The sequence below is a fragment of the Pseudaeromonas sp. HNCC25DJ182 genome (assembly GCF_055413365.1).
This window is the reverse complement of record NZ_JBVAYG010000003.1, coordinates 101187-113995: the sequence shown is the minus strand read 5'-3', so window position 1 is coordinate 113995 and position 12809 is coordinate 101187. Positions and strand designations below refer to the sequence as shown.

Annotated in this window: 10 protein-coding genes; 3 read left to right on the top strand and 7 right to left on the bottom strand. The window is 54.8% G+C overall.

What is annotated here, in order from left to right; genetic code table 11:
* Positions 1 to 85 precede the first annotated feature (85 nt).
* The 6 genes from htpG to ACZYUB_RS03845 form a co-directional block, all read right to left on the bottom strand.
* Positions 86 to 1993 (bottom strand): molecular chaperone HtpG, encoded by a 1908-nt coding sequence (htpG, locus tag ACZYUB_RS03870; RefSeq protein WP_463945712.1) that lies wholly within the window; start codon positions 1991 to 1993, stop codon positions 86 to 88.
* Between the two features lie 102 nt (positions 1994 to 2095).
* Positions 2096 to 2698, bottom strand: coding sequence for a recombination mediator RecR (gene recR, locus ACZYUB_RS03865; protein ID WP_460885038.1), 603 nt, complete (start codon positions 2696 to 2698; stop codon positions 2096 to 2098).
* Positions 2699 to 2747: 49 nt separating this feature from the next.
* Positions 2748 to 3077 carry a YbaB/EbfC family nucleoid-associated protein gene (locus ACZYUB_RS03860; protein WP_463945710.1) on the bottom strand — a complete coding sequence of 110 codons (330 nt, stop codon included), beginning with the start codon at positions 3075 to 3077 and terminating at the stop codon, positions 2748 to 2750.
* A 28-nt stretch (positions 3078 to 3105) separates the two neighbouring features.
* Positions 3106 to 5529, bottom strand: a complete 2424-nt coding sequence (gene dnaX / locus ACZYUB_RS03855) for a DNA polymerase III subunit gamma/tau (RefSeq protein WP_463945708.1) — start codon at positions 5527 to 5529, stop codon at positions 3106 to 3108.
* Positions 5530 to 5560: 31 nt separating this feature from the next.
* Positions 5561 to 6106: an adenine phosphoribosyltransferase gene (apt, locus tag ACZYUB_RS03850; RefSeq protein WP_463945706.1), complete on the bottom strand. Its 546-nt coding sequence runs from the start codon at positions 6104 to 6106 to the stop codon at positions 5561 to 5563.
* A 253-nt stretch (positions 6107 to 6359) separates the two neighbouring features.
* Positions 6360 to 7496: a porin gene (locus ACZYUB_RS03845; RefSeq protein WP_463945705.1), complete on the bottom strand. Its 1137-nt coding sequence runs from the start codon at positions 7494 to 7496 to the stop codon at positions 6360 to 6362.
* Positions 7497 to 7805: 309 nt separating this feature from the next.
* Between ACZYUB_RS03845 and dinG the strand changes: the two genes are divergently transcribed.
* The 3 genes from dinG (at position 7806) to ACZYUB_RS03830 (ending at position 12070) form a co-directional block, all read left to right on the top strand.
* Complete coding sequence (gene dinG, locus ACZYUB_RS03840) at positions 7806 to 9875, top strand: ATP-dependent DNA helicase DinG (RefSeq protein WP_463945703.1); 2070 nt, start codon at positions 7806 to 7808, stop codon at positions 9873 to 9875.
* Between the two features lie 143 nt (positions 9876 to 10018).
* Positions 10019 to 10690 (top strand): YccT family protein, encoded by a 672-nt coding sequence (locus ACZYUB_RS03835; RefSeq protein WP_463945701.1) that lies wholly within the window; start codon positions 10019 to 10021, stop codon positions 10688 to 10690.
* Positions 10691 to 10750: 60 nt separating this feature from the next.
* On the top strand, positions 10751 to 12070 hold the full coding sequence (locus ACZYUB_RS03830; protein ID WP_463945699.1) for a citrate transporter: 1320 nt from the start codon (positions 10751 to 10753) through the stop codon (positions 12068 to 12070).
* A 118-nt stretch (positions 12071 to 12188) separates the two neighbouring features.
* On the opposite strand, the gene ACZYUB_RS03825 is transcribed toward ACZYUB_RS03830, so the two are convergent.
* Positions 12189 to 12719: a cytochrome b/b6 domain-containing protein gene (locus ACZYUB_RS03825; protein WP_463945697.1), complete on the bottom strand. Its 531-nt coding sequence runs from the start codon at positions 12717 to 12719 to the stop codon at positions 12189 to 12191.
* Positions 12720 to 12809: the final 90 nt, after the last annotated feature.

The window sequence follows — 12809 nt, the reverse complement described above, 5'->3', positions numbered from 1 at the left end:
GGCAACAGACCGGTAAATTCTTAATTTTTATGAAAAAAAAGCCGCGCATCTGCGCGGCTTCCCGATATAAAGTCCACTGCAACTATTAGCCCATCAGAAGTCGATTCAAACGAGCCACGAAACCAGACGGATCTTGCAAACCACCCTGCTCGGCCAACTGCGCCTGCTCCAGCAACAGTTCACACCACTCGCTAAACTGTGCCTCATCTGCAATGCCGTCAATCCGCTTGAGCAGGGCATGCTCGGGGTTGAGCTCCAGAATGAATTTCTGCTCCGGGACTTTCTGACCGGCCGCCTGCATCAGCTTCATCATGTGGCTGCTCATACCATGGCTATCGGTAACCACACAGCTCGGCGTGGAGGTCAGACGATGACTGATACGCACATCCTTCACCTTATCCGCCAACGCCTTACGCACGCGGGCCACCAGCTCCTGATTGGCTTCCGCCAGCGACTCCTGCTGCTTGCGACTCTCGTCGTCTTCCAGATCGCCCAGTTGCAGATCGCCCTGGGTTACGGAAACAAACTGCTTGCCATCAAACTCGGTCAGATGGTTCATCAACCACTCATCGATCCGCTCCCACAGCAGCAACACTTCGACACCCTTCTGGCGCAATAACTCCAGATGCGGGCTCTTGCTGGCCGCAGTGTAGTTGTCAGCAATGATGTAGTAAATCTTGCTCTGCTGCTCCTTCATCCGGCCAACATAGTCTTCCAGACTCACGCTCTGGGCATCGGATTCGGTGTGGGTTGATGCGAATCGCAGCAGCTTGGCAATCTCTTCCTTGTGGGCATAATCTTCAGCTGGCCCCTCTTTGAGCACATTACCGAACTCAGCCCAGAAGCGCTGGTACTTGTCGCTGTCATCTTTGGCCAGCTTGGCGAGCATGCCCAGAACCCGCTTGGTACAGGCTTTGCGCAACTGCACAGTTATCTTGTTTTCTTGCAGGATCTCCCGCGATAGATTCAGCGGCAAATCGTTGGTATCCAGCACCCCTTTGATAAAGCGCAGGTAGGTCGGCATAAACTGCTCGGCGTCATCCATGATGAAAACGCGCTGGACGTACAACTTCAAGCCATGCTTCTGCTCACGATTCCACATGTCCCATGGCGCACGGGCTGGGACATACAGCAGACTGGTGTACTCCTGGGAGCCTTCAACCTTGTTATGGGCCCAGGCCAGAGCATCTTCAAAATCGTGGCTGATGTGCTTGTAGAACTCCTGATACTCCTCGTCCTGAATATCCCGGGGAGTCCGGGTCCAAAGCGCGGTCGCTCGGTTGACCTGTTTCCACTCACCTTCTGAGACGGTTTTTTCTCCCCCCTCGCTCTCATCGGCCGCCGGTTGCTCCCACATTTCGACCGGAATACTGATGTGATCCGAATATTTACCGATCACCGAGCGCAGACGCCAATCATCCAGGAACTCGCTCTCTTCAGCCTTGAGATGGAGAATGACATCGGTCCCGCGGTTGGCTTTATTGACATCCGCCACGCTGAAGGAGCCCGAACCATCGGATTCCCAGCAGACACCGCGATCGCTGGACTCACCGGCTGCACGACTCAGAACAGTTACCTTGTCAGCGACAATGAACGCCGAATAAAAACCGACACCAAACTGACCAATGAGTTGCGAGTCTTTGGTCTGATCACCCGAGAGGTGGCTAAAAAACTCGGCCGTACCGGAGCGCGCTATGGTACCCAGGTGTTCAATCGCCTGATCCCGTGTCATACCAATGCCGTTGTCGGAAATGGTCAGCGTCTGCTTCTCTTTATCCAGGATCAGACGCACGCGCAGCTGACCGTCATCTTCATACAGCTCTGCGTTGGAAAGGGCCTTGAAACGCAGCTTATCGGCCGCATCCGCAGCGTTGGAGATGAGCTCGCGTAGAAAAACTTCTTTATTCGAGTAGAGGCTATGCGCCATCAGGCTCAGCAGTTGTTTGACTTCGGTCTGAAACCCGTGGGTTTCCATATGAGTGGCTTCGGTCATCGTTGCTTTCCTTGATGAGTGGTTTGTTACGACTGAAAGCAAGATGGGGGCAGGATTGAGCTTTTCAACCCCGAGCCGGAGCTCGGAGTTGAAAATTGTGACTTACTCCAGCGGACGACGACCACTGAGGGAGTGGGACAACGTAGTGCCATCCACCAGCTCCAGCTCACCGCCCACAGGTACACCGTGGGCAATGCGCGTCACGGCAATACCCGCCTGCCGCGCCAGGTTGGCGATATAGAATGCAGTGGCATCCCCTTCAATGGTCGGATTGGTGGCCAGGATCAACTCATCCAGCGGCTCCTGTTGCAAACGCTGCTCCAATAAGTCCAATCCCAGCTCGCGGGGACCTATCCCATCGAGCGGAGATAGATGCCCCATCAACACAAAGTAGCGGCCGGAATAGAGATGGGTCTGCTCCAGGGCCGCGACGTCAGCGGGCGATTCGACCACACACAGCTGGCGTTTTTCGGCACGCTTGGGGTTGGCGCATAGCTCGCACAGCTCGTTTTCGGTGAAAGTACGACACTGTTGGCAATGGCCAATTTCGGTCAGTGCCCGCTCCAGGGTCCGCGCCAGTTTTTGGCCGCGACTACGCTCACGCTCCAGTAATTGAAACGCCATCCGTTGCGCCGATTTAGGTCCAACACCGGGCAAGACTTGCAATTCACGGATCAGATCATCCAGCAAGGGGCTGAATTTCATGGCAACTCCACAAAACAAAAGCGGGAGTCATCTCCCGCTTCATGCCTGACTAAAAGGGCATCTTGAAACCAGGCGGTAACTGCATACCACCGGTCAATTCGCCCATCTTGCTCTTGTTCTGTTCTTCGACCCGACGCACGGCATCATTGAATGCCGCAGCGATCAAGTCTTCCAGCATTTCCTGATCATCATCCATCAAGCTTGGATCAATGGCGACGCGGCGCACGCTGTGACTGCCGGTCATGGTCACTTTCACCAGACCTGCGCCCGACTCACCCACCACTTCCATCTGAGCCAGCTCTTCCTGCATCTTTTGCATACGATCTTGCATGGCTTGCGCCTGCTTCATCAGATTGCCGATCCCACCTTTTCCAAACATCGCTCTTCTCTTCTGTTGAGGTTATCGCCTAATGCTTCAATGGCAGAATACTATCAGCATCCAGTTGCGCACCAAAGCGTTGGATCAAAAATTGGATATGGGGGTCTTGCGCCAAATCCTGCTGCGCAGCAACCAACAATTCGGCGTAGCGCTGTTGCTCTATTTGGATCGGTGTCGCGTGCGTGGGCACCCCCACCTCAATCTGGATTTGCACCGGCTGCTGCAAATGACGGGAGAACCCATCCACCAGTGCGGCTATCGCTTTGTCCGAGATCAAATGCCGATGTTCCGGCGGCAACGTCAGCAACCAACTATCTCCCTCGACCTGTCGACTGGCTTGTAGCGCCAACTGCCGCAAACGTCCGCCCATGCCACTGGCAGCAATTAGCTCAGCCCATGGATCCCCACAACCCGTTAGCAAGTCATTGGATAGCCAGCGCGGATCCAGAGACTCTGGCGCATCAGCCTCCGCAACGGGCAACGCTGGCGCAGAGCTGACAGAGATAGCCCTGGGGGTATTCCGGGAGTCCACCGCCATCGAGGGGGGATTCGACGATTGAGCAACGGCTTCCGATGTCGCGGCCATCAGCTCCGGCGCTACCGACTCATACGCCATCGGCACCCGCTGACTAGCTCCTTCATCATCCTGATAGGCTTCAATGGGTGGTGATTGCCAAGCAGGAACTTCTGGTGCTGGGGTCTCCTCCTGTAGCGGAGATTTTTGCGATGGCGCCTCCCAGGGGGGGCGGTCATCCAGCACCGAGGAAGCGGCAACCGGCCGAATAGCAGCAGTTGCCGCCGCCATAGGGCGCGGCGATGACGATGCGGCAGGAGTGTCCGCTGCAGGATGCGCGGGGACAGGACGAGCGACAGGAGGGGAATAAGTCGCCGAAACCCGGTTACCAACCGCCGGCGTCTCGCTTCCCACAGATTCTTTTTGCTGACTCCGCAGCCGATTACGGACTTGCAACAGTTGATTTAAACCACCATCAGCAGGAGTTGAAGCTCCGGTAGTAGGTGCAGAACTCAAGGTTGCGGATTCACTGAACTGAGCAGCCGATGGTGGCGCACTCTGCCAGCTGGTAGCCTCATCTTGCAACCGCTGCTGTTCGGCAAATAGTGCTTCCTGCGCCGCTAGGGTGGCCGCATCTTCTTCCACTTCGGCCGTGGCAGCGCGAGCGTCAGCGACAAAAGGCACAACATTCGGGATGTTGGTGCTAAGCGCAGGTTGGCGGGGTGCTGGCGCCGGATCGGAGATCTGAGCCGCCGAGCCAGAAGGCGTCGGCGTGAATATGGCCGACGATGTGGAGGCATCACCACCAGTCATGACAACCGGTATTGCGGTCAGTCGAGCATTATCTATCGATCTTCGCGGCGAAAAAGCCAGCATTCGCAACAGGGTCATTTCAAAGCCACTGCGGCCATCGGGGGCCAGCGGTAACTCGCGGCGCCCGGTGAGGGCAATCTGGTAATACAGCTGGATCTCTTCGGCGGTAAAGGTTTGAGCCAGGGCAACCACTTGCTCGCTGTCCAGTGCCAGTGGATCGGCACTGCCGCCCAGTAACTGCGCCAATGCAATGCGGTGCAGCAAACTTGCCAGCTCGGCATGCAATAACTCGAAATCAGGCCCTAACTGTGCCACTTCGTTGACTTTGGCCATCAACGCCGAGCCCTGCAACTGCGCCAACAGCAACACGATCTGGTGCAGGTGACGGTGATCCAGGGTACCGAGCATGGCCAGCACCTGATCCAGGTGCACATGGCCGCTGCCATGGGCCAATGCCTGGTCGGTCAGACTCAAGGCATCGCGCATACTGCCATCAGCCGCCTTGGCCAGGGCAGCCAGTGCCGGTAACTCATAAGCTTGCGCTTCGGCGTCCAGCACTCTGACCAGTTGGGAAACAATTTGCTCCCGGGTGAGAGCCTTGAGATGAAACTGCAGACAACGGGACAAAATGGTGATCGGCAACTTTTGCGGATCAGTCGTCGCCAGCAGGAACTTGACGTAAGGCGGCGGCTCTTCGAGGGTTTTGAGCAGGGCATTGAAGCTGTGACGCGACAACATGTGTACTTCATCGATCAGATACACCTTGTAGCGCCCGCGCGCCGGACGATATTGCACGTTATCCAGCAACTCGCGGGTATCTTCGACCTTGGTGCGGGAAGCGGCATCGATCTCCAGCAAATCGACAAAATTACCCTGATCGATCTCGCGACAGCTATCACATCGACCGCACGGAGTACTGCTAACCCCCTCCTCACAGTTCAGGCACTTGGCCAGGATACGGGCTATGGTCGTTTTACCTACTCCACGGGTACCACTTAACAGATAAGCGTGATGCAAACGTCCCTGGTCCAGCGCATTAATCAGCGCCGTCAACACATGTTGTTGACCCACAACGTCATGAAACGAATGGGGACGCCACTTTCGCGCCAGAACCTGATATCCCATAGCCCTTCTGTTTCCTTAAGCCTTCAGACTGTTATTCACCAGCAAACTGCACCAGGCTCAAAGGCTCGACACCCGAGGCCCGCAAACGCTCCTCTCCCCCCAGATCCGGCAGGGAAATCACAAAGGCCGCCTGATCGACTATACCGCCGCAGCGCCGGATCAATTTGATCGCAGCTTCCACAGTTCCACCCGTGGCCAACAGATCATCAATTACCAGCACCTTGTCCCCGGGCTGGATGGCATCGTCATGTATCTGCAAGCAGTCCTGACCATACTCCAGCTCATAGCTCTCCTCGAAGACCGCGCGTGGCAACTTGCCCGGCTTACGCACCGGGACAAAGCCCAGCCCCAAGGCGGCAGCGACTGGAGCACCGAAGATGAAACCCCGAGCCTCGGTGCCGACAATCTTGTTCAACGGCACATGGCGATAATGCTCAATCAGCAGGTCGATAGTGGCTTTGAACGCCTGCGGGTGCTCCACCAGACTGGTGATATCCCGAAACAGGATCCCGGGTTTCGGATAATCAGGAATGGTCTTGATGCAGGATGCAATAAAAGACAGGGTTTCTGGCTTCATGATGGGTACCGATAGGAATAAATAAATGCCCTCACGCTATTGGATAAACAGCTCATGACAGGGCTCAGCATACGTGAAGGCGCTAGCTTAACAACCCCGCCATCCAATGCAACCACTGGCCGCAAAAGCCGTCATCAGCCGCACATTAATCCATCGATTAGGTCGTACGACGATGAAAATAGGGCAACAAAAGGGCAGCTCGAGGCTGCCCCTTTTTATCGACTTCGCGAGTTAACTCGCAAGCCAATCAGTCTTAGAAGTTATATTGCAGAGTGGCTGCAAAACGGTCGTCATTGCCATCGATCTGGTCGGCGGCATATTCAACCCAACCCAGGAAGTTGCTGGTAAAGTCATAACCGGCACCCACCAGGAATTCATCGATGAGATCAGCTTCAGCGATAGAACCGTAGTCGCTGTCGGTCACTTCACGGAAGTTGTAACCCGCCAGGAAGGAGACATTGTTTTCCAGGCGGTAGATACCGATGACTTCGTAACCAGCATAGTTTACTTCGCTGGACTCAGCTTCCAGAGCGGTCTGGTTATACAGGGCCGCACCATAGAAACCAGCTTCGCCGTAAGTGCCATAAGAACCAGACAGAGCCCAGTCAGACTTGGTCACGTCAGACACAGTACCAGCTTCGGCGTATTTGGATTCAGACAGACCGGCGGTGAAACCGAAACCTTGCTCGAAGTTGTAACCGAAGTTAGCGGCATAGCCGTAATCCAGCTTACCCACAGTCACATAGTTAGATTCAGCCTTGTCGCCTACATCAATGCTGGCGGTATCGTCAGAGAACTGATAAGAAGCACCTGCGTGGTAACCACCCCAAACGCCGCTATAAATCAACTGACCTTCTTGGCGACCATCATAACCGTTGCCCAAGGAGCCCCACTGGTTGAACATATCGGTTGCGGCGATAGCGTCGTAGTAAGCGGTATCGGTTTGCCCCACGATTACCTTACCGTATTTTTCGCTATCGAAGCCCAGATAAACGTGACGCGCCTTAAACTTGCCGTCATCCTTGGCAGTCGTGCCTTCAACTGTCTCGCCAGTCGGAACACCATTAACATCTAAAACAGTGCCAGTGACTGTTTTAGCATTATTATCACTGTTTTCGGCAGCGACTTGCCATTCTGCCTTGGCAATCCCTTTCCATTCGCTATTGATGGCGGTGCTGCCTTCAACACGCAGACGAGCCAGACCCAGCAGGGTGGTTTCACTGGAAGTGGTATCACCATCAGCGGCCAGACCACCCTTGTTTTCGATGGAGGTTTGTACACGACCGCCCAGCTTCAGAACCTGACCGTCTTTTTCATAAACGGCAGCAGCATTCACTGCGGTAGCTGACATCAGAGCCGGGATAGCAATTGCAAGAAGAGTCTTTTTCATAATGGTTTGCCTACTGAAATTAAACACTAAGTCCTTATATTCCCTGTGAAAGTGACGTTTCCATCACTCTGTTTTCGAGACTATCATACAAAATGTGAGGCAATCAACAGAAAAAAATGAACTAACTTAGAACAAGATTGTCGTTAGCATAATCTTTTACATTTCAAGCTGATATGCCTGCCTTTGACTCATATTATGCTGCCGTTCGCACAGATTCATCTGCTGACAGGCAACACAATAAAGTCAGATTTTGTTAGCCAGCTCACAGAGCGATATACTTCGTTTTCGCCCATCAGAGAAATATCCTAAATGCCGTTTGCAGCCATCAAAAACAGTGTTCAACAAAGCTATAAACGGTTGCACCAACACCTAGCAGCATTTGTGCCAAGAAAAGAGCAAAACTATCTGGTCGCGGAAATCGTCAAGGTGCTCTGTGGCCAGTATGGGGTGGGCAAGCGTATCCTGGTCGCCGAAGCAGGAACCGGGATCGGCAAGTCGCTGGCCTATGCACAAGGCGCCATCCCTTGCGCACTCAAGTTCCGTAAGAAGCTGATCATCTCCACTGCAACCCTGGCGCTACAAGAACAGCTCATCACCAAAGATCTGCCCCTGTTTCATACCATCAGTAATGACGACTTCAGCTTTACCCTGGTCAAGGGACGACAACGCTATTGCTGCGCCCAGCGACTGGCGCAATTGGCGGACGTCAACATCGCCAACACCCAAATGAGTTTTCAGGAGCTGCTGAGCTTTAGTCCTGACGCGGAACAGCAGCAGATCTACCAGTCACTCTGGCGCGCCTATCAACAAGGCCAATGGGCCGGTGATCGGGATAGCTGGCCGCAACCTCTGGAGGAGTCGCTCTGGCAGGAAATCGCCGCCGAGCGCCACATCTGCAACCCGCTGTTCGATCATCATCAGAACTGCCCGTTTCACCATGCACGCGCCATGATGAACGAAATCGATGTTCTGGTGGTCAACCATGCATTATTGCTCGCCGATCTGGCATTAGGCGGTGGCGTGGTGCTACCAGCCCCCGAGGATTGCATCTATGTCGTGGATGAAGCTCACCACCTTCCGACCATAGCTCGCGATCAAGCATCGGCACAGTTACGGGTGGGTCACACCCTAAGCTGGCTGCAAAAAATGCCCCATCTTGGTGACAGGCTAGCCAAAACAGTGCAAAGCGAGAGCATTCGCACTCATTCGTCCCGCCTCAGCGAAACTATTTATGGGCTCGTGCATGATCTGCGACAACTGGAATTACTTATCAAAGGACAAACAGACTGGTTCAGCCAGACTCCGGAGTACCGATTTGCTGAAGGCGTTTTGCCAACCCAGTTGACGGCGCTCTCGCAGAGCCTCAGTGAAGGAAGCAGCAAACTGAGTCGATTTCTGGAACGGTTGCAACAGGGACTCACCGAAGCCATCAAACTGGGAGAGCTACCCCGCCGGGATGGCGAAGCCTTATTAGCAGAGTTGGGCAGTGCTCAGCAGCGTAGCCTGCAGATGCAGACCCTGTGGCAACTCTATGCAGAGCAGGATAACCGACATCCGGTCGCCAAATGGGTCGAATACGACACTGAAGAGTCCGATTATCAACTTCAGGCTGCACCGCTGGAAATGGGAGGCTGGCTGGATCGCCTGCTGTGGTCACGATGCCATGGAGCCATTTTAGTCTCTGCCACGCTAACGGCTCTCAATAGCTTCGACCATTTTCGCCAGCAGATTGGCTTATATAATGACGACGGCTCCCGCTACTTGCGTTTGCTATCTCCGTTCGACTACCAGAAAGCCGAGCTCTGGCTCCCGGATATCGGCTGTGATCCCAGTGACCCGGATTTCACCCAGCAACTGATCCGGCAACTGCCGCGCTACCTGACGGATCAGCAGGCCTCGCTAGTGCTCTTTGCTTCGTACTGGCAGATGCAAGAGGTGGCCGTGGGTCTGCGAGCCCAAGGTTGGAGTTTACTGGTACAAGGCGAGGCCTCGCGCAATGCCTTGCTGAGTCTGCACAAAGAGCGTTGTATGCATCAGCAACCCAGCATACTGTTCGGAACCGGCAGTTTTTCCGAGGGTCTGGATCTGCCCGGTGACCAGTTGACCAACCTGATTATTACCAAATTGCCATTTGCTGTGCCGACCTCCCCCATAGAAGCAGCCCAAGCCGAGTGGATTACGGCCCGAGGGGGTAATCCCTTTTTACAGATCACGATTCCCGATGCCTCGCGAAAATTGATCCAGGCGTGTGGCCGCTTGATCCGCAAAGAGGGTGATAGCGGACGGGTAATACTGTTGGACCGCCGTATCCTCACCCGCCGTTACGGCAAGGGATTGCTGGCCGCACTTCCTCCCTTCCGTCGCCGGATCGGCGACTAGAGCAACGGCCTAGCCACACCAAAGCGTATCAACGGCTACTGGACAATCAGCATCCGATTGCCGCAGTCCACTAAAACTGCAAAAATGGCTGCCGTGCTAACGGATGCTCATCAGCATCAATACCATCAATATAAGGAGATAAGATGCGCCTGCCCCATCTACTGGCCATGATTTGTGCGTTGTCGAGCTCGCTGTGCTCTATGGCCTATGCAGCGACTATCGAGATCCCGCGTCCCTATGTCGTCTATTTGCAGGATGGCAAATCCGCCACAAGCAGTGCCTTGAATGCAGAGCGAAAAGTCAATTTATCAGCCGGCGCCCATCAGTTGGTGATCCGTTTTGAGGGTAGCTTCAAGGATCAGAGTGATACTCGTCTGCTGAGCGGTGAACCCGTAGTCATCAACCTGGACCTCAAAGGTGACGAAGCCCTAGCGATCAAATTTGCTTATCCACGAAACTACACGGCAGCTGAGCATTTCATCGCCCAACAAAAGCTGACCTTTATCGACACCAAGTCTGGCGCAACCGTGAATGTGGACCATTTTGTGATGCCGAAAAAAGAGGGTCTACAAATTGGCCGCGACTATCAGGCTGAGTTGCTGGCCATGGGTAAGGGCTTCCAGCAAGCTCCCGCCGAAGTCGCCCTGGCGACAACAGCAGCCGTGGCGGCAACTGCGGTACCGGACGCCAAGAGTAACGCTCAGGGTAGCGTCGACAAAAACGCACAGACCATCGAGATGCTGAAGTACTGGTATACCCAGGCCGATGCCGAAACCCGCAAGAACTTCCAACACTGGATTATCTCCCAGCAATAATCATGGTCGACTCCTCCGGCCAACCCACTCAGTGCCGGAGGAGATCACAGGACAATACCAATGACTCTCCTTGCTCAATGGACAAAACGCCTGTTTTTGCTCCCCTTGTTACCGCTTCTACTCCTCACCTTCCCCGTCGCCGCCAGTGAGCTATCGGCTCAATTATTAGTACCGGGCGGGATCCGTATCGAATTTGTGCTGTTTGCTCTGACCCTGCTGGGTGTCGCCTTGCTCCATCGAGTCACCATGTGGGTCGCATTGGCAGGGCTAACCGCAATTCTGGTGGCCAAATATAGCCTGCTGGCAGACTTCTCATTCAGCCAGCATCTGCTCGGTGGCCATGGCCATGAAGGCGAGTGGCGCATTCTGCTGAATCTGATTGGTTTGTTGTTTGGCTTCGGCATTCTGGCCAAACACTTCGATGAATCGCAGCTGCCCAAGATTCTGCCCCGCTTTCTCCCCGATGACTGGAAGGGAGGTTTTGCCCTGCTGGTGATGATCTTTGTCATCAGCGCCTTCCTGGATAACATTGCGGCGGCGATGATCGGCGGTGCTATCGCCTTTGTAGTGTTCAATAAACGGGTGCATATCGGGTATCTGGCCGCGATTGTCGCCGCCAGCAATGCTGGGGGCTCCGGCTCTGTGGTCGGTGACACTACGACTACCCTGATGTGGATCGATGGAGTCAACCCACTACACGTCCTCCACGCTTATGTGGCTGCGGTCATTGCTTTGCTAATCTTCGGGATTATCGCCGCTCGCCAGCAGGACAAATACCAGCGCATCACCCAGGACGCCGCCACAGGGGTGACCGTGGAGTGGCAACGTCTGGCCGTGGTCGCTGCCATCCTTATTCTGGCGATCGTCACCAACTATCTGCTCGACTTCCCTGCACTCGGCGTCTGGATGGCGATACTGCTGGGCGCCTTGTTTGTGAAAACCCCCTGGTCAGAGCTCAAGAGCGCCTTCTCCGGTACCATCTTCCTGGTGGCCCTAGTCACTTGTGCCTCTTTGATGCCGGTCGATGAATTGCCCCCCGCTTCCTGGATCACCACCTTTGCGCTGGGCTTTATCTCGGCGGTGTTCGATAACATACCGTTGACCAAGCTCTGCCTGGTCCAAGGCGGCTATGATTGGGGCATGCTGGCCTATGCGGTGGGCTTCGGTGGCTCCATGTTGTGGTTTGGCTCCTCCGCCGGGGTTGCCCTGTCGAACATGTATCCCGAGTCCCGCTCGGCTGTACGCTGGGTACGACATGGCTGGCATGTGGTGTTGGCCTATGTCGTCGGCTTTTTTGTCATGCTGGCGCTGTTAGGCTGGCAACCGAGCCCGCCACACAAGGTGGCAGAGCCAGCACCGGTTACGACACAGATCCCCTAAGAGCAACGTGATTTAAGAGTCATCAACAAACAAAAAAGGAGCCGAACCGGCTCCTTTTTTGTTGTCTCGAATTAGTTATCTCGAATTTGTTGTATCGCATAAGTGCATCGGTCACTGCCTATTCCGACTTGGCTTTCTTGCAATGAAATTCGGGCTTCATGGTTTTCAGGTAATTGAAACGCGTCCACCAGGACATCACCACCAGTGCCAGCAGATGCAGCACCACTAGCACGGTAATGACATTAGCCAGGGTCTCATGAAGCTCGCCCATGATCTCGATCTTGGTGTTGTCGATGGCCCAGCCGGTACCGGCCATGCCCAACATACCCAACCAGAAACACCAGATAATGGCGCCAGCCAGCGGATTGTGTCCCAGCTCGGTGTGCGTCTTGCGCGCCCGCAGATCCTGCAGATGCGCCAGGATAGCCTTGGGCCACGGGAAAAACTGGTTCAGTCGCGCCGGGCCACTGGCAGGCAGCAACCCCCACAGCAAACGGATCACCACCAAAGCGGCAATACTCCAGCCAATCCAGACATGCACCGTCTCGCCCGGTTCATCGATAAAACGGTTGGTGACAAAACCGATGGCGACCAGCCAGTGAGTGGAGCGAACCACCAGATCCCAACGTCCTACATCCTGTGTACTCATATTGTCATGCTCTCCGTTATTAGCTGTCAGCAACCCGGTGCATAGGTTTGACCCAAGGCCCACACCATGCACCGAGCCTCTCTTATGCTC

What these genes read in the sequence shown, in the direction of transcription:
- ACZYUB_RS03860 (WP_463945710.1), bottom strand. Translation starts at nt 3,077, where the DNA reads ATGTTTGGAAAAGGTGGGATCGGCAATCTGATGAAGCAGGCGCAAGCC.
- recR (WP_460885038.1), bottom strand. Translation starts at nt 2,698, where the DNA reads ATGAAATTCAGCCCCTTGCTGGATGATCTGATCCGTGAATTGCAAGTC.
- ACZYUB_RS03830 (WP_463945699.1), top strand. Translation starts at nt 10,751, where the DNA reads ATGACTCTCCTTGCTCAATGGACAAAACGCCTGTTTTTGCTCCCCTTG.
- htpG (WP_463945712.1), bottom strand. Translation starts at nt 1,993, where the DNA reads ATGACCGAAGCCACTCATATGGAAACCCACGGGTTTCAGACCGAAGTC.
- dinG (WP_463945703.1), top strand. Translation starts at nt 7,806, where the DNA reads ATGCCGTTTGCAGCCATCAAAAACAGTGTTCAACAAAGCTATAAACGG.
- dnaX (WP_463945708.1), bottom strand. Translation starts at nt 5,529, where the DNA reads ATGGGATATCAGGTTCTGGCGCGAAAGTGGCGTCCCCATTCGTTTCAT.
- ACZYUB_RS03845 (WP_463945705.1), bottom strand. Translation starts at nt 7,496, where the DNA reads ATGAAAAAGACTCTTCTTGCAATTGCTATCCCGGCTCTGATGTCAGCT.
- ACZYUB_RS03835 (WP_463945701.1), top strand. Translation starts at nt 10,019, where the DNA reads ATGCGCCTGCCCCATCTACTGGCCATGATTTGTGCGTTGTCGAGCTCG.
- ACZYUB_RS03825 (WP_463945697.1), bottom strand. Translation starts at nt 12,719, where the DNA reads ATGAGTACACAGGATGTAGGACGTTGGGATCTGGTGGTTCGCTCCACT.
- apt (WP_463945706.1), bottom strand. Translation starts at nt 6,106, where the DNA reads ATGAAGCCAGAAACCCTGTCTTTTATTGCATCCTGCATCAAGACCATT.